Raw genomic sequence first — 18,690 nt, 5'->3', positions numbered from 1 at the left:
GCGCGGGCGGTCTCCGGTGCGCCGATAGGATCGAATGGTGCCAGACCAACCGCAACGTCCTCTCTGGCACGGCCGAACCCTCGCCCTTCTGGGCATCCTCCTCGTCGCAGCCAACCTGCGTACCGCGGTTGCGGCGCTCTCGCCGATCTTCGCGGAGATCCGCGTCGATTTCGCGATCTCGAGCATCGCGGTAGGTGTGCTCGGGATGCTTCCCCCGGTCTGCTTCGCGATCTTCGGAATCGTCACCCCGGCCTTCACCCGCCGTGCGAGTCTCGAGACGGTCATGGTCTTCGCGCTTGCGGCGATCCTCCTCGGCGACGCGGTTCGCGCCTTCTCCGGATCGTTCGTCGTGCTGGCAGTCGGGTCGGCGATCACGTTCGCCGGCATGGGTGTCGGCAACGTGTTGCTGCCTCCGCTCGTGAAGCGGTACTTCCCGGACCGCATCGGGCTGGTCACGTCGCTGTACGCGACCGTGATCTCGATCAGCACACTCCTTCCTCCGCTCATTGCTGTTCCGGTCGCCGACAGCGCCGGCTGGCGCGTGTCGGTCGGGATGTGGGGCGCGCTGAGCCTGCTCGCGGTTCTGCCATGGCTGCGCATCCTGATCTCGCACAAGCCCGTGCATCCCGACCACGACGTCGAGGTCGAGGAGCCGGAGCCGCGCCTGCTCGGACGGGTCTGGCACACCGCGATCGGATGGTCGCTCGCCGTCGTCTTCGCGGTGTCGTCGCTGAACGCGTACGCAATGTTCGCCTGGCTGCCCGAGATCCTGCACGACACAGCCGGCTCCGACCCCGCTGCGGCGGGCGCGCTGCTCTCCCTGTATGCCGCGATGGGCATCCCGGCCGCCCTCCTCGTCCCGCTTCTGGCGGCGCGCCTGAAGAATGTCGCGCTGCTGGTCTACGCGGGTGTCGTGTGTTTCGTGGTCGGCTATCTCGGCCTCATCCTGGTGCCGTCGTCAGCCACCTGGGTGTGGGTGGTGTTCGCCGGCCTCGGCCCGCTGCTCTTCCCGTTGTCTCTCGTGCTGATCAACGTGCGCACACGCACCCACGAGGGCGCTGTCGCGCTGAGCGGCTTCGTGCAGGGCGTCGGCTACACACTCGGCGCGCTCGGCCCGCTCGTCGTCGGCGTGCTGCACCAGGTGACCGGCCAGTGGACGCTGGCGCTCGTCGTGCTGCTGGCCACAGCCGCAGCAGCCGCCGTCGCCGGCTCGATCGTGGCGCGCCCGCACCAGCTCGAGGACAGCTTCACGCGCCGTTGAGCGCCCAACGTGAGCGCCGATTCTTCGACGGATGCGCGTGGGCGCGAAGGGAGTCGCGCTATGGGAGGAGGTTCGCGCGGTGGACGAGTGCGCCTGCTCCGATGAGCGGGCCCTCGCCGGAGAGCGCCGAAGGGACGATCCGAACCTTGCGCACGAATTCGAAGTAGTGGTGCGAGATCGTCGCGCGGACGATGTCGAACAGGTCGGGGGTCGACTGCGAGAACCCGCCGCCGATCGCGACGAGCTCGAGGTCGACGAGGGCGGTGGCGGATGCGATGGCGCGGCCGACAGCCTCTCCGGTGCGTTCGATGGCCTGGCGCGCGATCGGGTCCCCGGCGGCATAGGCGGCGGCGAGGTCCTCTCCGGTGGCGCCGGTGAAGCCCTGGCTGCGCGCCCAGGCGACGGTGTGGGGACCCGAGGCGATCGCCTCCAGCGCGGTGGGGTTGCCGAACGTGTCCTCTCCGGTCATTCCGCCGACCTCGACGTGGCCGATGTGACCGGCGTTGCCGGTCGGGCCGGTGATGACGCGGCCGCCGACGATGAGTCCGCCGCCGATGCCCGTGGAGACGACCATGCCCATGACATTGTCGACGCCCTGCGCGGCGCCGACCCAGTGCTCGGCCAGGGTGATCGCGACCCCGTCCATTTCGAGTGCGGCAGGAACAGCGTGCCCCTGCGCCGCCGCGACTCCCGCCACGAACGACCGCATGGGATAGCCGCGCCAGGCGGGCACGTTGAGCGGGGAGACGAGCCCGTCCACGCGCTCGATCGGGCCCGCGCAGCCGATTCCGATGCCGACGACCTCGGCTTCCGCCGGAACCGTGGCCAGCGCGTCACGGACGACAGTGGCGACGGACTGCTCGAGCGCTTCGGACGTCGCGCTGCGGCCGGTGGGCTGGCGGTGCCGCGATCCGGGGACGACCGTTCCGTCGGCGGTGACGAGAGCGGATTCGACTTTGGTGCCGCCGAAATCGACGGCGAGGGCGAGGGGTGTGAGCACCCGTCAAGAGTAAGGGAAATGCCTCATGCTCATATGAGCAACCTGCGCGCAAGAGTTGCTCGACCGCGCACGCCTTCCTAAGCTGAATACGGCGGATCGTGCGAAAGGAGACAGCTGCGATGAATGACAGCGACGAGATCCTCGCCGTGAAGGCAGCCGAGCTCTATTACGAAGCGGGCAAGACGCAGGACGAGATCGGGCTCGCGCTCAGCGTGAGCAGATGGAAGGTCGGCAGGCTCCTCGTGCAGGCTCGTGAGCAGGGCTTTGTGCGCATCGAGATCGTGCACCCGAGTGCGCGGCGCTTCTCCCTCGAACGCGAACTCTGCGGCTTCTACGACCTCGACGACGCAGTCGTCGTGCCCACGATCGACTCCGACTCCGACGTGCAGGCCAGGGTGGCCCAGGCGGCCGCCGACTATCTCACGACCCTGCGGCCGGTGCCCCGCATCCTCGGCGTCAGCTGGGGTCGCACCCTCCACGCGGTCGCGGCGCGGCTGCGACCGGGCTGGGCCGTCGGGGTCAACCCCGTGCAGATCAACGGCAGCGTGAGCAGCACCCGCCAGGCCACCGCGGCGGCCGACACCGCCGTCGTCATCGCGCGCAAAGCGCAGGGCACGGCGACCCTGCTCCCCAGTCCCGCCATCTTCGAACAGGCCGCGACCCGTCGCGCCATCGAAGCGGACCGCGCGGTTCAGAGCGTCCTCGAGATCGCACGGAACGCATCCGCCTACCTGTTCAGTGCGGGCGTGGTGGACACCAGCTCGGTCCACGTCGACAGCGGCTACCTGACCGCGGACGATGTCCGCAGCCTCGCCGACAAGGGGGCCGTCGGCGATGTCGTGGGCCGCTTCATCACCGAAGACGGTTCGGTCGCCGACGACGAGCTGAACGGCCGCACCCTCGGCATCACGCTCGACGAACTGCGGTCCGCTCGCGTCAGCATCGCCGTCATCGCGGGTGAGACCAAACACAGGATCGCCCACGCGGTCGTCTCGAGCGGACTGTGCACCACGCTCATCACCGACGAAGCGACCGCCAACGACCTGCTCGGCAGGTCGACGAGCGCCGGCTACGCCGCCGGCGACCACGTCAGAACCGAAGGAGTGAAGTGACCATCGAAACCACCCCGCCCGGGCGATCCCTCGCCCCGGCGGCACGTGCAGTGGACGTGCTGGGCGGTGACCTCACCGAGGCCAGCCTGCGCCGCTACCTCGAAGGCATTCCGGGGGTCGACGCTGTCGGCCTCGAACAGCGTGCGGCCGGCCTCGGCACACGCTCCATCAAGACGACCAGCAAGCGCTGGGCGCTCGACAAGATCATCGAGCTCATCGACCTGACCACGCTCGAAGGAGCGGATACGCCGGGCAAGGTGCGCTCGCTCGTGGCGAAGGCGCTGACCCCCGACCCCGGCGACCTCAGCACCCCACGCGTCGCGGCCGTCTGCGTCTACGGCGACATGGTCCCGTTCGCCGTTGCGGCTCTCGGCGACGCGCACCTCGCGAAGAACCCGGCCGGCATCGCCGTCGCGGCCGTCGCGACCGCGTTCCCCAGCGGACGCGCATCCCTTGCCGTCAAACTGGCCGACACGGCCGACGCGGTCGCCGCCGGCGCCGACGAGATCGACATGGTCATCGATCGTGGTGCCTTCCTCGCCGGCCGCTACGGACTGGTCTTCGACGAGATCGTCGCCGTCAAGGAGGCCTGCCGCCGCTCCGACGGCAGCTACGCGCACCTCAAGGTGATCCTCGAGACGGGCGAACTGAACACGTACGACAACGTGCGCCGCGCATCCTGGCTGGCCATCCTCGCCGGAGGCGACTTCATCAAGACCTCCACCGGCAAGGTGTCGCCGGCCGCGACGCTGCCCGTCACCCTGTCGATGCTCGAAGTCGTGCGGGACTGGCACCGTCTCACGGGCGAGAAGATCGGCGTGAAGCCCGCGGGCGGCATCCGCTCGTCCAAAGACGCGATCAAGTACCTCGTGACGGTCGCCGAGACCGCCGGCGAGGAGTGGCTGCAGCCGCACCTGTTCCGGTTCGGCGCGTCCAGCCTGCTGAACGATGTGCTGCTCCAGCGGCAGAAGATGACGACCGGGCACTACTCCGGCGCCGACTACGTGACGATCGACTAAGGACGGACAATGAGTTTCCTCGAATACGCACCGGCGCCCGAATCGCGGTCGATCCTGAACCTGCGCGACCAGTACGGGCTCTTCATCGACGGCGAGTTCGTCGACGGCGGCGGTCCCGCTTTCCAGACCATCTCCCCGGCGTCCGAGGAGCGCATCGCGACGATCGCGACGGCCGACGCCGGCGACATCGACACGGCGGTCGCCGCCGCCCGTCGTGCGTACGACCGGGTCTGGTCGCGCATGAGCGGCTCCGATCGCGGCAAGTACCTGTTCCGTATCGCCCGGCTGATCCAGGAGCGGTCGCGTGAACTCGCCGTCGCCGAGAGCCTCGACAACGGCAAGCCGATCAAGGAGAGCCGCGACGTCGACGTCCCCCTGGTGGCCGCATGGTTCTTCTACTACGCCGGATGGGCGGACAAGCTCGACCACGCGGGTCTCGGTCCGGCTCCCCGCGCGCTGGGCGTCGCAGCCCAGGTCATCCCGTGGAACTTCCCGCTGCTCATGCTGGCGTGGAAGATCGCGCCCGCGCTGGCGGCGGGCAACACCGTCGTGCTGAAACCTGCCGAGACCACGCCGCTGACGGCGCTGCTCTTCGCCGAGATCGTGCAGCAGGCCGACCTGCCTGCCGGTGTCGTCAACATCGTCACCGGCGCGGGGGAGACCGGGCGTCTCCTGGTGAACCACCCCGACGTGAATAAGGTCGCTTTCACCGGTTCGACGGCGGTGGGGCGCGAGATCGCGCGCTCCGTCGCGGGCACCGACAAGAAGCTGACACTCGAGCTCGGAGGGAAAGCGGCGAACATCGTCTTCGACGACGCGCCGATCGACCAGGCCATCGAGGGCATCGTCAACGGGATCTTCTTCAATCAGGGCCACGTGTGCTGTGCGGGAAGCCGCCTGCTGGTGCAGGAGAACATCCACGACGAGGTCGTCGACCGGCTGAAGACCCGGCTGTCGACGCTGCGCCTCGGCGATCCGCTCGACAAGAACACCGACATCGGTGCGATCAACAGCGCCGAGCAGCTGCAGCGCATCCGCGAGCTGTCCGACATCGGCGAGGCGGAAGGCGCCGACCGCTGGAGCCCCAAGTGCGACATCCCCGAGAACGGGTTCTGGTTCGCCCCGACGATCTTCACCAATGTCTCCACCAGTCACCGGATCGCTCGGGAGGAGATCTTCGGACCGGTGCTCTCGGTGCTGTCGTTCCGCACACCGGCGGAAGCCATCGCCAAGGCGAACAACACACCGTACGGCCTGTCCGCCGGCATCTGGAGCGACAAGGGCAGCCGTATCCTCGCGGTCGCCGACAAGCTGCGTGCCGGAGTCGTCTGGGCGAACACCTTCAACCGTTTCGACCCGGCGAGCCCGTTCGGTGGCTACAAGGAGTCGGGTTACGGCCGCGAGGGCGGACGCCACGGCCTGGCTGCCTATCTGAAGCCGGCTCTCTCCGGGTCGGCCGCCAGGGCTGTCGCCGCTCCGAAAGCATCCGCATCGACCAAGGGAGCGAAGAAATGAGCCGCCTCGCCGTGCCGAAGACGTACAAGCTGTACATCGGCGGAAAGTTCCCGCGCAGCGAATCGGGTCGCACCTATGAGGTCGTCTCGGCGAAGGGTGCGTTCCTCGCGAACGCGGCCAAGGGGTCCCGCAAGGACGCCCGCGACGCGGTTGTAGCCGCGCGTGCGGCGCTGAGCGGATGGGCGGGCGCGACCGCGTACAACCGCGGCCAGGTGCTGTACCGGATCGCCGAACTCCTCGAGGGCCGCCGCGCGCAGTTCGTCGACGAGATCGTCCAGGCCGAGGGCGCGACGGCAGCGGTCGCGGGCGCACAGGTCGACGAGGCGATCGACCGCTGGGTCTGGTACGCGGGATGGGCGGACAAGTTCGCCCAGGTCGCGGGCAATGCCAACCCCGTGGCCGGACCGTACTTCAACATCTCCATCCCTGAACCGACCGGTGTCGTCGCCATCGTCGCCCCGCAGGGCTCGAGCCTGCTCGGCTTCGTGAGCGCCGTCGCTCCCGCCCTCGTGGCCGGGAACACCGTCGTCGTGGTCGCCAGCGAGCGTTTCCCGCTCTCGGCGATCAGTCTCAGCGAGGTGCTCGCGACGAGCGACGTCCCCGGCGGTGTCGTCAACATCCTGACCGGGTCACCTGCCGAGATCGCCCCCTGGCTCGCCTCGCATTCCGATGTGAACGCGGTCGACCTCGTCGGCGCAGGAGATCTCGACTGGGTCGACCTCCAGATCGCGGCCGCCGAGACGCTGAAGCGTGTCCTCCCCCCGGAGAACGGGCCGGATGCCGCTGCTCCCAGCCTCGACCGGATCATCGCATTCACCGAGACGAAGACGGTCTGGCACACGAAGAGCATGATCTGACCGCAGAGGCAACCCGCTGGCGGTTCGCGCCCGTGAGGGTGATGATGGAGGCATGTCGGAATTCGGAGCCACTGCGTTCGTCGGCGACAGCCTGACCCAGGGCGGCAACTGGCGCGACTGGCTTCCCGACGAGGACGTGCTGAACTTCGGTGTGAGCGGCGACACCACCGATGACGTGATCGCCAGGCTGGGCGACGTGGTGGAGGCGGCGCCGGGATCCGTGATCCTCCTGATCGGTACCAACGACCTCGCCTGGCGCAGGTCCGCGGAGCACATCGTCCGCAACGTCGAGACCATCCTCGTGACATTGCGGCGCGACCTGCCCGAGACGCGCATCCTCATGCAGTCGGTCATGCCGCGCGGGCACGAGTTCGCCTCCGAGATCCGGGATGTGAACCGGCACCTGTGGCAGTTCGCTCCGACCGTGCATGCGATGTGGCTCGACCTGTGGCCCGCAATGGCGCTCGAAGACGGCGAACTGAATCCCGCGTACTCCGACGACCGCCTGCACCTCAACGAAGCCGGGTACAGCGCCTGGCTCGCCGAGCTGAAGCCGGCGATCGAACGCCTGCGGCAACTGCCGCCGACCAGCCGCTCGATCCAGCTGCCCGACCTGGGCGGTCGCAGCTGGAGCGACGCCTAGCCGGTCAGCGGGAACGCAGCAGGGTCGCGTAGACGTTGATCCCGCGGAGCCAGGTCGCGACGCGGATGCGTTCGTCGCGTGCGTGGAGTGTGGCGCGGTCCTCGGCGCTCAGTTCGAACGGCGTGAAGCGGTAGACCGCGTCGCTGATGCGCGTGAAATGCCTGCTGTCGCTCGCCCCGAGCATCACGTACGGCGACACGATCACGCCCGCATAGGTCGCGGTGATGCTCTCGCGGACGGAGTCCCATTCGGGTCCGCTGGCCGGCGAGACCGGTGACGGCTCGTTGGCGTCGACCACGAGCACCTCGACGAGCGGGTCGCGGATCGCCCGACGCACGTGCCGCAGTGACTTTTCGACGGTCGACCCCACCGCGATCCTCACGTTGACGTCTGCGTGCGCCTCCTCGGCGAGGGCGTTGGAGGCGAGGCTCCCACTCAGGCGCGTGACGGCGGTGGTGGTGCGCACGATCGCCCGTGTCTCGTCGCTGAGGCGGCCGAACGCGGCGATCATCAGAGGTTTCAGCAGGCGCGCCCGGGTGAAGACGTGGCGGAGCGGGCCGGTCGCGTGGCCTCCGAGCGTTTCGATCATGAGGAGGTTGGTCTCGGAGAGACGCGCAGGGAATGGACGGGCGTTCAGCCGCGTGATCGCCCGCGCGAGGCGCACGGTCGCGGTCATCCGGGGCGGAGTGGATGCGTGGCCACCGGCCTGCGCGACCCGGAGCCGCAGGGTGGTGATCCCTTTCTCGCTGACTCCGACCATCGCGATCGGGTCGCTCACCGCGGGGAACACGCCTTCCACGATGGCGCCTCCCTCATCGAGGACGAGCGCGGGCCGCACACCACGTTCGGCCAGGTGCGCGACGATCGCCTGTGCGCCCTTCCCGACCGTCTCCTCGTCGTGCCCGAAGCTCAGGTAGACGTCGTTGAGCGGCAGGTGCCCTGCCTGCACGAGCGAATCGACGGCTTCGAGGATCGCGACCAGTGCGCCCTTGTCGTCGATCGCGCCGCGCGCCCAGATCACCTGTCCCTCGCCCTCGCCGTCCAGGTCGGCGGCGAACGGCGGATGCTCCCAGCCTTCGTCGGTCGCGGGCACGACGTCGTAGTGTGCCATCAGCACGGTCGGCGCACCGGGCTCGCGTCCCGGCCAGCGGTACAGCAGGGAGTGCCGGGCGATGACGGTCAGTTCGAGCGCATCGTGGAGCGTGGGGTAGAGCCGGGGGAGCGCCTCGACGAAGGCGTCGAAGTCTTCCCACCGCGTGGTCTCGATGTCGTTGCGCGACATCGTCGGGATGCGAAGCAGCTCGCGGAAGCGCTCCACCGCGCGCGCCGGATCGAGGCCGGCCGTGGCGGGCGGGGACGTCGGATGCGCGTCGGGCGCGGCAGGGCTAACGGTGCGGTCGGGCATGGATCGACTGTAGTCATTCCCCGGCCGCGGTGCGGAAGGCAGCGAGTGCGGCATCGGAGAAGAGTACGAAGCGCACACGCTCGACGGGCCCGATCGACGCGGCGAGCACGGCCCGTACCGTGCTGACTGCGGTGCGGGCGGCATCGTCCATCGGCCAGCCGTAGATCCCGGCCGAGATCGCCGGGAAGGCGACGCTGGGGGCGCCGAGTTCGCGGGCGACCCGGAGCGACGACCGATAAGCGTCCTGCAGGAGTGCGGTGCGGTCGTCGACCGCCGACCAGACGGGTCCCAGGGTGTGGATGACCCAGCGGGCATCCAGGCGGCCGGCCGTCGTCGCCACTGCCTGACCGGTCGGAAGCCCGTCCGGATAGGTGGTCGCGCGAAGCCGCCGACACTCCTCGAGAATCTCGGGGCCGCCCGCGCGGTGGATGGCGCCGTCGACGCCGCCGCCTCCGAGCAGGGAGCTGTTGGCTGCGTTCACAATGGCATCGACGTGCTCATCGGTGATGTCGCCGCGGACGATCTCGAGTTCGGCCATGGTCAGCTACGGTTGTTGGACAGTTCGTATACTTTCAGCAGTTCTGCGATGGCCGCGTCGCGGGTGTCGCCGCCTTCTTCGAACATCTCGGACACGTGTGTCTTGAGGTGGTTCTCCACCAGGAGCTTGTTGAGGGATCCGAGCGATTTCTGGATGGCGAGGGACTGCGTGAGGATGTCCACGCAGTAGTCCTCGTTCTCGATCATCTTCTCGACGCCCCGGAGCTGGCCTTCGAGGATGCGCGCGCGGTGGAGGGCGCGCTTCTTGATGTCTGCGATCACGGGTCAAGGATAACCCTTCGGCCCCATATACCCCTATGGGGTACATGCCAATGTACTGAACAGCCTTCGGCTGCGACGGCACCGAAACGCATAACCCGTCGCGTACATAGGCCTCCCTGACGATTGGACCAGTCGTGACCCGCTCCACGGATGCCTCGCGATCCCCTTGTCTGCGCGGGTCTCGGGTATATGCCGTGGGCCGCATTTGCACCTAGCAGATTCGTCCCCCGGAATGGGTCTGGTTTCTCGGCGCGTCGCATGAATCACCCCATAACGGGGGGTGGGTGCCCTAAACAGACGGGTCTATGCTCAGCGTAGGGGTTGAGAAATATTCGTTTAACAGGAAAGGCCCGACTTTGCTGAAGAACCTCAGCCCGCTGCTGTCCGGTGCGCTCTTGAGCGCTCTGGATTCCATGGACGATGGCGACCTCCTAACGTTGGTCGGCAGCGGCTATCCAGAAGAAGAAATCGTTTCACCCGTCATTCATCTCGGTGAGGTGACGACAGAGGCCGCGGCAGACGCGATCCTCAGCGTCGTCCCGCTCGACTGTCACGATCCGGCTCCCATAGCGTTTCTCGACTGCACAGGCACCCTCTCCGACCTGCCAGACGTGGCGTTCGCGGTGAACGGCATTGCGTCAGATGCCGAACTCCGCCGCGTATCGATGTCACGTCTCGAGCTCGGCGAATTCGTCGCGCTCGCCCGCCAGTCCGTGGTGACCGTCCGTGTGGGGTCCGATGCCCCGCCGTGCGCGTTCGTCCTGCGGAAAGGCACCTGCTAGTCACGCTCGCGGGGTCGGCCTGCGTGCTCGAAGCATTCGGTCGGAACGCTCACTCGTTGCGTAAGCGGCACGCGTGAGCCCCCTGGACGGGATCCTCGGTCGGGATCCCGTCCAGGCCGGTCGGCCGCTGGACGAAGGGCTCCATCGCCGTGCCGTAGACTCGGTGAGCTATGACACGACCGGCGGCCAGGCCCGAATTCTCGCGAAGCGCGCTCGTCCCGGGACTCCTCGGAGCCATCGTCCTGATCGCGGGGTTCGCCCTCATCGGCGGCGAATGGTACTTGTACGTGCGCTACGCGGTCTGCATCCTCGCCCTCATCCTGTGTGTGTTCGCGGGGCAGGCGAAGCAGTGGTGGTGGCTCGCTGGACTTCTCCCGATCGCGGTCATCTGGAACCCTGTCTGGCCGATCACGCTCGACGATCTGGTGCTCCGAGGCCTGGAACTCGTCGCCGCCGTCATGTTCGTCGCCGCCGGGGTCGTCATCAAAGTCCCCGTCGACCAGCGTCGCTGACGAAACCGGGAGGCGCGACCTCGCGTTGGATGGTGTCGAACCGCCGCCTACCGCGTAAACTGATGCGTGCGTCACCGGTTTCGTGACGCGCTCGCTCGTCGTCTCGGCCGGGATCACCCACTCCGGTCGCCTCGGCTGACATCTCAGCCACACGGCGTCGCCCGCCTCTGCCGGCGGCGCGCTGCGGTCGTCGCAGACCGCCCGCTCTCACTGGAGGACCATGCCCCGTTCCGGTCAACGCAGCGCCTCGCCGCGCGCGACACAGCAGCGCCGCACCCGGCACGCGAACAACGACGGACTGATCCCCGTCCTCGCGCGCAAAGTACGGGAGGTCGAGGCGAAGGCCGCCGACGGCAAGAAGCTCGGGCCGACGAACCGCACGAAGTTCCAGGTGATCGCCTTCCTCATGCGTGAAGAGCGCGCCAGGGCGAAGGCCGACAAGGAGCTCACGGATGCCGCCCGCGCTGAGCAGCTGAAGCGACTGGACGGGATCGCCACCATCCTCGCGAAGACGGCCGCTCGGGACACGTCGTTGATCTCCCTCCTCGAGAGCGAGGCGCCGCCGAGCGCGACGGCGCAGAAACTCCGCCGTGACTGGCTCCTCGAATCAGGGACCGAGCTCAGCCCCGACGACCTGATCATCACGACAGAGCGGCCGACACCCAAGCAGGAGTCGATCATCCCGCCGGAACTGGCCGAGAAGCAGGTCATCCCGCAGTCGGTGAAGGCCCGGCAGCTGTCGAATCCGTTCCTCGCTCCTGATTTCTCTCGTGCAGCGGCCTCCACGTCGACACCCCGCAGGCGCCTCGACTCGTGGGAGCTGCTCGGACCCCTCTTCAAGTCGTTCGAGTACGGCTCCGGGGGCCAGGCGGCGAGCATGGACCTCCCCCCGGCGCCCGCCATCGATCGCTACTCGCCCCCCGGTCTCGAGCTGATGCACCACCAGGCCCGCTTCGTCGAAGAGGTCCGTCGTGGACACCGCAGCTTCCTTCTCGCCGACGAGCCGGGGCTCGGCAAGACGGCGCAGTCCGTCCTCGCCGCCTCTGTGGCGGGCGCGTACCCGCTGCTGGCCGTCGTCCCCAACGTCGTGAAGATGAACTGGGCGCGCGAAGTGGAGCGCTGGACGCCGCACCGTCGCGCCACGGTCATCCACGGCGACGGCGAGGGGCTGGATGCGTTCGCCGACGTCGTCATCGTGAACTACGAAGTGCTCGACCGGCACCTCGCCTGGCTCAGCAGGCTCGGGTTCAAGGGCATGGTGGTCGACGAGGCACATTTCATCAAGAACCTCCACTCGCAGCGCAGCAAATACGTGCTCGGGCTCGCTGAGGCGATCCGGGCCACGGCGCCTGCGGGCGACCCGCTGCTGCTCGCGCTGACCGGAACTCCGCTGATCAACGACATCGACGACTTCCGCGCCATCTGGCAGTTCCTGGGGTGGATCGACGGCACGAAACCCCGTCCCCAGCTCATGGAGAAGCTGGAAGAGACCGAGCTGACACCGGCCGACTTCGGCTTCTACGCCGCCGCACGCGAGGCGGTCATCGACATGGGCATTGTTCGACGCCGCAAGATCGACGTCGCTGCCGACCTGCCGAGCCGCCGGGTGGTCGACCTTCCGGTCGAGCTCGACGACGATCTCGGCCGATCGATCCGCCAGGCCGAGAAAGAACTGGCCGCGCGCCTCGTCGCACGCTTCAAGCGAGCATCCGCGGCGGGAAGGCCGGACTCGTTCGACGGCGACGACGACGCCCACCGCGCCCACCTCATCCGCCTGGTCGCCCAGTCCGAGCTCGAGGAGTCGAAGTCGGCCAAGACCGGCGAGAACGTCTTCACGATGGTCCGCAAGATCGGCCAGGCCAAGGCCAACCTGGCCAGCGACTACGCCGCGCAGCTCGCGCGCTCGGTCGGCAAGGTCGTGTTCTTCGCGAAGCACATCGACGTGATGGATGCCGCGGAGGCGGCTTTCGCCTCCCGTGACCTGAAGACCATCTCGATCCGCGGCGACCAGACGGCCATCGCACGCCAACGGGAGATCGACGCGTTCAACAACGATCCGAGCGTCGCCGTGGCGGTGTGCTCCCTCACGGCCGCCGGGGTCGGCCTGAACCTCCAGGCCGCGTCCAACGTCGTGCTCGCGGAGCTCTCGTGGACCGCGGCGGAGCAGACGCAGGCGATCGACCGCGTGCACCGCATCGGCCAGGAAGAGCCGGTGACGGCCTGGCGGATCATCGCAGCCCAGACCATCGACTCCAAGATCGCCGAGCTGATCGATTCCAAGCAGGGCCTTGCGGCGCGCGCGCTCGACGGCTCGGACGTCGAGCCGGGCTCAGCGGACTCCGTGCAGCTGGAAGCGCTGATCGGGCTGCTCACGGACGCCCTGGCCTGATCGGCTGCGCTGGCCTGAGCGCCGCGCCCGGGCTGATCACTCGAGTTCGGCGTCGTCGAGATCGAGTGGAACGGGACGCTCCTCGTCGGGAACGAGTTCGTCCTCCTCTTCATCGACGGGAACGTCGTCGGCATCGAAATGGCTGGGCGCCGGCTCATAGTCGCCGTCCTGCGCCTCGATGAACTCATCGAGTGATTCGTCCCGATCGGTGCCTCGATCGCTCATAGCTGCAAGGGTACGCCGCCGGTCGTCGCGAGGCGACCCCCGCTCTGGCGGTCGGATCGGCCCGGGAGTTGAATGGGGCACATGGCCACGACAGTCGCAGACCAGCTCATCGCCCAGCTCATCGACGCGGGGGTCCACCGGATCTACGGGATCGTCGGTGACAGTCTCAACCCGATCGTCGACTCCGTTCGGCGGACCGGCGGCGCCAAGAACGGCGGAATCGACTGGATCCACGTCCGGAACGAGGAGGCCGCGGCGTTCGCGGCCGGAGCCGAGGCGCAGCTCACCGGTGAGCTGGCCGTCTGCGCAGGTAGCTGCGGTCCGGGTAACCTCCATCTGATCAACGGGCTCTACGACGCGCATCGCTCCGGCGCGCCGGTGCTCGCGATCGCGAGCCACATCCCGAGTGCGCAGATCGGCTCCGAATACTTCCAGGAGACGCATCCGGATCGCCTCTTCGTCGAATGCTCCAGCTACCGCGAACTCGTCATGACGGCCGAACAGGCGCCGCGTGTGGTCAACTCGGCGCTGCGGCACGCGGTCGCGACGAAAGGCGTCTCGGTGGTCTCGCTCCCCGGCGACGTCGCCGAGCTCGACGCCGTCGGACCCGCTCCGGCGTTCGTTTTGACCCGTCCGCCCACGATCGTTCCCGCGGAGGCCGACGTGCGCGCCCTCGCCGACGCGATCAACGGCGCGAAGAGGATCGCAATCTTCGCGGGCGCGGGTGTCGCCGGCGCACACGACGAGGTGATCGCCTTCGCCGAACTGCTCGCCGCACCGCTCGGACACTCCCTGCGAGGCAAGGAGTGGATCCAGTACGACAACCCGTTCGACGTGGGGATGACCGGACTGCTCGGTTATGGTGCGGCGCACGACGGCATCCACGACGCGGATCTCCTCCTCCTGCTCGGCACCGACTTTCCGTACAACCAGTTCCTGCCGGGTGAGGGGGACGACGTCGTCATCGCCCAGGTGGATGCGCGTGCCGAGCATCTCGGGCGCCGTGCGAGCGTGGCGGTCCCCGTCCACGGGGACGTCGCTGCAACGATCGCCGCCGTGACTCCGCTCGTCGACCGCACACCTGACCGGCGGTTCCTCGACCGCACACTCAAGCGCCACGCGAAGCTGCTCGACTCGGTCGTCGGTGCGTACGCGAAGAACGTCGAACGCAAGACGCCGATCCATCCGGAGTTCGCTGCATCCATCCTCGATGATCTGGCCGCGGACGACGCTATCTTCACCGCCGACACCGGCATGTGCAACGTCTGGACCGCCCGCTACATCAATCCGAACGGCAAGCGGCGGCTGATCGGCTCCTTCCTGCACGGGTCGATGGCGAACGCGCTCCCGCAGGCTGTCGGTGCCCAGGTCAGCCACCCGGGCAGGCAGGTGGTGTCGGTGTCGGGCGACGGCGGCCTCTCGATGCTCCTCGGCGAGCTCGTGACCGTCGCGGCCTATCGGCTGCCGGTGAAGATCGTCGTCTTCAACAACTCCACGCTCGGTATGGTCAAAGTCGAGATGCTGGTCGACGGCTTCCCGGATTTCGGAGTCGACGTGCCGATGGTCGACTACGCCGCCGTCGCGAACGCTCTCGGTATCTTCGGTCAGCGGGTCGAGAAGCCGGCCGCGATCGAAGGCGCCCTGAGAGCGGCGTTCGCGCATGACGGGCCGGCACTCGTCGACCTGGTGACGGATCCGCTCGCTCTCTCGCTTCCGCCGACGATCACCGGCGTGCAGCTGAAGGGCTTCGCCCTCGCGATGTCCAAGGTCGTCATGAACGGCGGCGTCGGCGAGGCCGTCAAACTCGCGAAGACGAATCTGCGGAACATCCCGCGACCGTGAGGAGCGCGACGCGGCCCGCTCGTCGAGGCGAACGGGATCAGTCGAGGGTGAAAACGAAGAACGGGCCTGCCTCGTCGTGCACGATTCGCGCCGATCCGGCGAAGGGCGCGAAATCGTCGGTCCCGGTGCCCGGGACGATGTAGCCGAAGGCCGAGTCGTCATCCGGATGCTGCAGCGCCCCGTGATGGACCGTGAACGAGCCGGACCTGCCGTCGTCGAGCGTTCCCGTGACCCGTTCGGCGGCCAGATAGCCGCGCCCGGACTCGTCGCCCGAGGAGATGAAGTGGGCGACGGATTCGCCGATCAGGCCTGCGGTGTAGGTCTTACGCATGGTCACCGCTCCCACCCAGTCGCCGTCGATTCCGGAAAGCTCTGCCGGGTCCCAGCTGGTCACCTGGAAGCGTGCTGTGATCGTCTCGCTCATAACAACACGATAAAGCCCGGGCCTCCGGGCCCCTTGTAATTTCGCGACAGGCCCGACCTCGACTAGACAAGGGGAATGACCAAGCACAGCCAGGTCGAGATCGAACGCAAATACGACGTCGACGCGAAGGCGGTTCCTCCTCGTCTCATCGGTGTCGGGGCCGTCGCCCTCGAAAGCGCTCCCGAGACCGTCGAACTCGTCGCGGTCTACTTCGACACGCCCGACCTCGATCTCGCCCATCACAGGATCGCGCTCCGGGTGCGGCACGGAGGCGGCGACGCCGGCTGGACCGTGAAGCTGCCGGGCGACGAAGGACGCACCGAGATCAGCTGGCCGCTGGGGGACGCGGAGGGAGCCGGGTCCGGGTCCGAGCGCCCGCCGGCTGAGGTCGTCGACGCGGTGCGGGCGTTCATCGGGGATGCGCCCCTCGAACCACTCGCGCGCGTCACCAATACGCGTACCACTGTGATCCTGCAGGATGCCGCCGGCTTCGCGATCGCGGAACTCTGCGACGACCACGTGCGGTCGGAGGGCTTGCGCGCCCCCCGGGCCGACTCACCCGAGCGGCGGTGGCGCGAATGGGAGGTCGAGCTCCTCGAGGGGGCGCCGGACACCCGTGAGCGGCGGACCGCCCTGCTCGACGAGATCGAGGCGCGAGTCCTCGAGGCGGGCGCACGCGTGTCCGTCAGCTCGTCGAAGCTGGCGCGTGCGCTCGGAGTGGATTCGCTCGGCGAATAACTTGCGGTCGCCGTTTTGGCGGTACAGCCTGTCTCGGGCAAGATCAACAGAGGCGTAAACGAGGTTAGGAGCACCATGAAGATCGGCATTCTCACCAGCGGCGGCGACTGCCCCGGACTGAACGCTGTGATCCGCGGTGCCGTCCTCAAGGGCGACCGCGTGCACAAGGCCGAGTTCGCCGGGTTCCGCTACGGCTGGCGGGGTGTCGTCGACGGCGACATCATGCCGCTCGACCGCCACAGCGTTCGTGGCCTCTCCCGCCAGGGCGGCACCATCCTCGGCTCGAGCCGCACCAATCCGTTCGAAGGCGACAACGGCGGCCCCGAGAACATCCAGCGCGTGATGGACGAGAACGGAATCGACGCGATCATCGCCATCGGCGGTGAAGGAACCCTCACTGCGGCCAGGCGGCTGACGGATGCGGGCATCAAGATCGTCGGGGTCCCCAAGACGATCGACAACGACCTCGCCGCCACCGACTACTCCTTCGGCTTCGACACCGCAGTGGAGATCGCGACGGAGGCGATCGACCGCCTCCGCACGACCGCCGAATCGCACCAGCGCTGCATGGTCGTCGAGGTCATGGGACGCCACGTCGGATGGATCGCCCTGCACTCGGGGATGGCCGGCGGTGCGCACGCCATCCTGATCCCTGAGCAGCCGCAGTCGATCGAGCAGATCTGCGAATGGGTCGAGTCTGTGCGCGATCGCGGTCGGGCCCCGGTGATCGTCGTCTCGGAGGGCTTCCACCTCGACACGATGGAGGAGGCGCACTCGCACAAGGGTCTCGACGCGTTCAACCGCCCGCGCCTGGGCGGCATCGGCGAGATGCTCGCTCCGATGATCGAGGCCCGCACGGGAATCGAGTCCCGCGCATCCGTCCTCGGCCACATGCAGCGCGGGGGCGTGCCGAGCGCCTACGACCGTGTGCTCGCCACCCGCCTCGGCATGGCGGCCATCGACGCCGTCTTCGAAGAACGCTGGGGCTCCATGGTGTCACTCAAGGGCACCGACGTCGTCAACGTCAGCATCGCGGATGCGACCGGCGGCCTGAAAACCGTTCCGCAGTCGCGTTACGACGAAGCGGCGCTACTGTTCGGTTAATGGGCTGCGCCGGGCTCGGGTCCCGCATTGCGAGTCGGCGGCGCCGCAAGAGGGGACGAGAATGTCGCGTTTCGTGCAGTTCGACGAGTACGGTTCGCCGGAGAACCTGAAGGTCGTCAACGTCCAGCCGCCGTGGCCGGGCCCCGGCGAAGTGCGCGTCCGCGTGATGGCCATCGGGCTGAACGCCGTCGACTACAAAGTCCTGGCGGGCGGACCCGCGGCGAACGCGTTCGGACTGACCCTGCCGTCGGGGATCGGCTACGACTTCTCGGGCTTCGTCGACGAGGTCGGCGCGGGGGTCACGCAATACACGCCCGGTGACGCCGTCTTCGGATCCAAACCGTTCGAGGCCGCCGCCGACTTCGTGATCGTGCCCGTCGACGGGCAGCTCGTCCCGAAGCCGGCCGCGCTCACCTTCGAGGTGGCCGGAGCGCTCGCCGTCGTGGGCCGAACCGCGATGATGAGTGTCGCATCCCTCGACCTCGACGAGTCCGACACCGTCCTCGTCAGCGCGGCGGCCGGTGGCGTCGGCATCCTCGTGTGCCAGCTGGCGATCCGCGCGGGAGCCACGGTCGTCGGCACCGCGAGCATCGCCAACCACGACTTCCTCAGCGAACTCGGCGTGATCGCGGTGGAATACGGCGACGGCCTGGTGGAGCGCATCCGCGAAGCTCTGCCGGATGGCCAGCCGCTGACGGCTGCTCTCGACAACCACGGTCCGGAGACCATCGACGCTGCGCTCGAACTCGGCGTGCCGATCGAGCGGATCAACACGATCGCCGCCTACGGTCCGGCTGCCCGCGGTGCATCCCGGGCCGGCGGTCGCGAGGCGACCAACGAGCATCTGGCAGAAGTCGCCGAACTGATCGCACAGGGCGAGCTCACGCTGCCGATCGACTCGATCTTCCCGATCGAGCGGGCGGCCGAGGCGTATCGCAAGCTCGCGGCGGGACACGTCCGCGGAAAGATCATCCTCGTCACCGACTGAGAACTCCCGTAATAGACTCCGTAGAACCGCTGCGGTGGCCGTCTGCGGTCGAGAC

19 protein-coding genes are annotated in these 18,690 nt (G+C 68.2%); 13 read left to right on the top strand and 6 right to left on the bottom strand.

Going from position 1 to position 18,690, the window contains the following annotated elements:
- Positions 1-34 precede the first annotated feature (34 nt).
- Positions 35-1,261 (top strand): MFS transporter, encoded by a 1,227-nt coding sequence (locus AAYO93_RS12385; RefSeq protein ID WP_434056634.1) that lies wholly within the window; start codon positions 35-37, stop codon positions 1,259-1,261.
- 58 nt (positions 1,262-1,319) lie between these two features.
- Here AAYO93_RS12385 and AAYO93_RS12380 read toward each other — a convergent pair whose 3' ends face one another.
- Positions 1,320-2,261, bottom strand: coding sequence for an ROK family protein (locus AAYO93_RS12380; protein ID WP_345761487.1), 942 nt, complete (start codon positions 2,259-2,261; stop codon positions 1,320-1,322).
- Between the two features lie 119 nt (positions 2,262-2,380).
- On the opposite strand from AAYO93_RS12380, the gene AAYO93_RS12375 reads away from it, so the two are divergent.
- From AAYO93_RS12375 to AAYO93_RS12355, 5 genes are read left to right on the top strand one after another with little or no spacing between them, the layout of a single operon-like run.
- A complete protein-coding gene (locus AAYO93_RS12375; protein ID WP_345761486.1) occupies positions 2,381-3,373 on the top strand; it encodes a sugar-binding transcriptional regulator in 993 nt (330 codons plus the stop codon).
- Positions 3,370-4,392 (top strand): deoxyribose-phosphate aldolase, encoded by a 1,023-nt coding sequence (deoC, locus tag AAYO93_RS12370; protein ID WP_345761485.1) that lies wholly within the window; start codon positions 3,370-3,372, stop codon positions 4,390-4,392. The genes AAYO93_RS12375 and deoC overlap by 4 nt, the downstream gene beginning before the upstream one ends.
- Before the next feature lie 9 nt (positions 4,393-4,401).
- Positions 4,402-5,907, top strand: a complete 1,506-nt coding sequence (locus AAYO93_RS12365) for an aldehyde dehydrogenase family protein (protein ID WP_345761484.1) — start codon at positions 4,402-4,404, stop codon at positions 5,905-5,907.
- Positions 5,904-6,764 (top strand): aldehyde dehydrogenase family protein, encoded by an 861-nt coding sequence (locus tag AAYO93_RS12360; protein ID WP_345761483.1) that lies wholly within the window; start codon positions 5,904-5,906, stop codon positions 6,762-6,764. Before AAYO93_RS12365 ends, AAYO93_RS12360 begins: the two co-directional genes overlap by 4 nt.
- Before the next feature lie 52 nt (positions 6,765-6,816).
- Positions 6,817-7,407, top strand: coding sequence for an SGNH/GDSL hydrolase family protein (locus tag AAYO93_RS12355; RefSeq protein WP_345761482.1), 591 nt, complete (start codon positions 6,817-6,819; stop codon positions 7,405-7,407).
- A gap of 4 nt (positions 7,408-7,411) precedes the next feature.
- On the opposite strand, the gene AAYO93_RS12350 is transcribed toward AAYO93_RS12355, so the two are convergent.
- From AAYO93_RS12350 to AAYO93_RS12340, 3 genes are read right to left on the bottom strand one after another with little or no spacing between them, the layout of a single operon-like run.
- On the bottom strand, positions 7,412-8,812 hold the full coding sequence (locus AAYO93_RS12350; RefSeq protein WP_345761481.1) for a M20/M25/M40 family metallo-hydrolase: 1,401 nt from the start codon (positions 8,810-8,812) through the stop codon (positions 7,412-7,414).
- 13 nt (positions 8,813-8,825) lie between these two features.
- Positions 8,826-9,350 carry an O-acetyl-ADP-ribose deacetylase gene (locus tag AAYO93_RS12345; protein WP_345761480.1) on the bottom strand — a complete coding sequence of 175 codons (525 nt, stop codon included), beginning with the start codon at positions 9,348-9,350 and terminating at the stop codon, positions 8,826-8,828.
- A 2-nt stretch (positions 9,351-9,352) separates the two neighbouring features.
- Positions 9,353-9,631, bottom strand: coding sequence for a metal-sensitive transcriptional regulator (locus AAYO93_RS12340; protein WP_345761479.1), 279 nt, complete (start codon positions 9,629-9,631; stop codon positions 9,353-9,355).
- Positions 9,632-9,987: 356 nt separating this feature from the next.
- Between AAYO93_RS12340 and AAYO93_RS12335 the strand changes: the two genes are divergently transcribed.
- From AAYO93_RS12335 to AAYO93_RS12325, 3 genes are all read left to right on the top strand, one after another.
- Complete coding sequence (locus AAYO93_RS12335) at positions 9,988-10,413, top strand: RbsD/FucU domain-containing protein (RefSeq protein ID WP_345761478.1); 426 nt, start codon at positions 9,988-9,990, stop codon at positions 10,411-10,413.
- A gap of 170 nt (positions 10,414-10,583) precedes the next feature.
- The gene (locus tag AAYO93_RS12330; protein WP_345761477.1) at positions 10,584-10,925 is read left to right on the top strand and encodes a DUF6804 family protein; all 342 of its coding nucleotides are present in this window, start codon (positions 10,584-10,586) and stop codon (positions 10,923-10,925) included.
- A gap of 220 nt (positions 10,926-11,145) precedes the next feature.
- Positions 11,146-13,314, top strand: coding sequence for a DEAD/DEAH box helicase (locus tag AAYO93_RS12325; protein WP_345761476.1), 2,169 nt, complete (start codon positions 11,146-11,148; stop codon positions 13,312-13,314).
- Positions 13,315-13,350: 36 nt separating this feature from the next.
- Here AAYO93_RS12325 and AAYO93_RS12320 read toward each other — a convergent pair whose 3' ends face one another.
- Positions 13,351-13,539: a hypothetical protein gene (locus AAYO93_RS12320; RefSeq protein WP_345761475.1), complete on the bottom strand. Its 189-nt coding sequence runs from the start codon at positions 13,537-13,539 to the stop codon at positions 13,351-13,353.
- 81 nt (positions 13,540-13,620) lie between these two features.
- Between AAYO93_RS12320 and AAYO93_RS12315 the strand changes: the two genes are divergently transcribed.
- Positions 13,621-15,381 (top strand): pyruvate dehydrogenase, encoded by a 1,761-nt coding sequence (locus AAYO93_RS12315; RefSeq protein WP_345761474.1) that lies wholly within the window; start codon positions 13,621-13,623, stop codon positions 15,379-15,381.
- Between the two features lie 37 nt (positions 15,382-15,418).
- On the opposite strand, the gene AAYO93_RS12310 is transcribed toward AAYO93_RS12315, so the two are convergent.
- Positions 15,419-15,805, bottom strand: a complete 387-nt coding sequence (locus tag AAYO93_RS12310; protein WP_345761473.1) for a DUF3224 domain-containing protein — start codon at positions 15,803-15,805, stop codon at positions 15,419-15,421.
- A gap of 75 nt (positions 15,806-15,880) precedes the next feature.
- On the opposite strand from AAYO93_RS12310, the gene AAYO93_RS12305 reads away from it, so the two are divergent.
- The 3 genes from AAYO93_RS12305 (at position 15,881) to AAYO93_RS12295 (ending at position 18,635) form a co-directional block, all read left to right on the top strand.
- Positions 15,881-16,543, top strand: a complete 663-nt coding sequence (locus AAYO93_RS12305; protein ID WP_345761472.1) for a CYTH domain-containing protein — start codon at positions 15,881-15,883, stop codon at positions 16,541-16,543.
- 75 nt (positions 16,544-16,618) lie between these two features.
- Complete coding sequence (locus AAYO93_RS12300) at positions 16,619-17,647, top strand: 6-phosphofructokinase (RefSeq protein WP_345761471.1); 1,029 nt, start codon at positions 16,619-16,621, stop codon at positions 17,645-17,647.
- Between the two features lie 61 nt (positions 17,648-17,708).
- Positions 17,709-18,635, top strand: a complete 927-nt coding sequence (locus AAYO93_RS12295) for an NADP-dependent oxidoreductase (protein WP_345761470.1) — start codon at positions 17,709-17,711, stop codon at positions 18,633-18,635.
- The last annotated feature ends 55 nt before the right edge of the window (positions 18,636-18,690 follow it).

Origin of the sequence: Diaminobutyricibacter sp. McL0608, assembly GCF_039613825.1 — a bacterium.
Lineage (GTDB): Bacteria > Actinomycetota > Actinomycetes > Actinomycetales > Microbacteriaceae > Diaminobutyricibacter.
Note: the sequence above shows the minus strand (reverse complement) of the source record. Positions and strands in the feature narration are given on the sequence as shown.

What these genes read in the sequence shown, in the direction of transcription:
- AAYO93_RS12385 (WP_434056634.1), top strand. Translation starts at nt 35, where the DNA reads ATGGTGCCAGACCAACCGCAACGTCCTCTCTGGCACGGCCGAACCCTC.
- AAYO93_RS12375 (WP_345761486.1), top strand. Translation starts at nt 2,381, where the DNA reads ATGAATGACAGCGACGAGATCCTCGCCGTGAAGGCAGCCGAGCTCTAT.
- AAYO93_RS12365 (WP_345761484.1), top strand. Translation starts at nt 4,402, where the DNA reads ATGAGTTTCCTCGAATACGCACCGGCGCCCGAATCGCGGTCGATCCTG.
- AAYO93_RS12360 (WP_345761483.1), top strand. Translation starts at nt 5,904, where the DNA reads ATGAGCCGCCTCGCCGTGCCGAAGACGTACAAGCTGTACATCGGCGGA.
- AAYO93_RS12355 (WP_345761482.1), top strand. Translation starts at nt 6,817, where the DNA reads ATGTCGGAATTCGGAGCCACTGCGTTCGTCGGCGACAGCCTGACCCAG.
- AAYO93_RS12350 (WP_345761481.1), bottom strand. Translation starts at nt 8,812, where the DNA reads ATGCCCGACCGCACCGTTAGCCCTGCCGCGCCCGACGCGCATCCGACG.
- AAYO93_RS12345 (WP_345761480.1), bottom strand. Translation starts at nt 9,350, where the DNA reads ATGGCCGAACTCGAGATCGTCCGCGGCGACATCACCGATGAGCACGTC.
- AAYO93_RS12330 (WP_345761477.1), top strand. Translation starts at nt 10,584, where the DNA reads ATGACACGACCGGCGGCCAGGCCCGAATTCTCGCGAAGCGCGCTCGTC.
- AAYO93_RS12325 (WP_345761476.1), top strand. Translation starts at nt 11,146, where the DNA reads ATGCCCCGTTCCGGTCAACGCAGCGCCTCGCCGCGCGCGACACAGCAG.
- AAYO93_RS12320 (WP_345761475.1), bottom strand. Translation starts at nt 13,539, where the DNA reads ATGAGCGATCGAGGCACCGATCGGGACGAATCACTCGATGAGTTCATC.
- AAYO93_RS12315 (WP_345761474.1), top strand. Translation starts at nt 13,621, where the DNA reads ATGGCCACGACAGTCGCAGACCAGCTCATCGCCCAGCTCATCGACGCG.
- AAYO93_RS12310 (WP_345761473.1), bottom strand. Translation starts at nt 15,805, where the DNA reads ATGAGCGAGACGATCACAGCACGCTTCCAGGTGACCAGCTGGGACCCG.
- AAYO93_RS12305 (WP_345761472.1), top strand. Translation starts at nt 15,881, where the DNA reads ATGACCAAGCACAGCCAGGTCGAGATCGAACGCAAATACGACGTCGAC.
- AAYO93_RS12300 (WP_345761471.1), top strand. Translation starts at nt 16,619, where the DNA reads ATGAAGATCGGCATTCTCACCAGCGGCGGCGACTGCCCCGGACTGAAC.
- AAYO93_RS12295 (WP_345761470.1), top strand. Translation starts at nt 17,709, where the DNA reads ATGTCGCGTTTCGTGCAGTTCGACGAGTACGGTTCGCCGGAGAACCTG.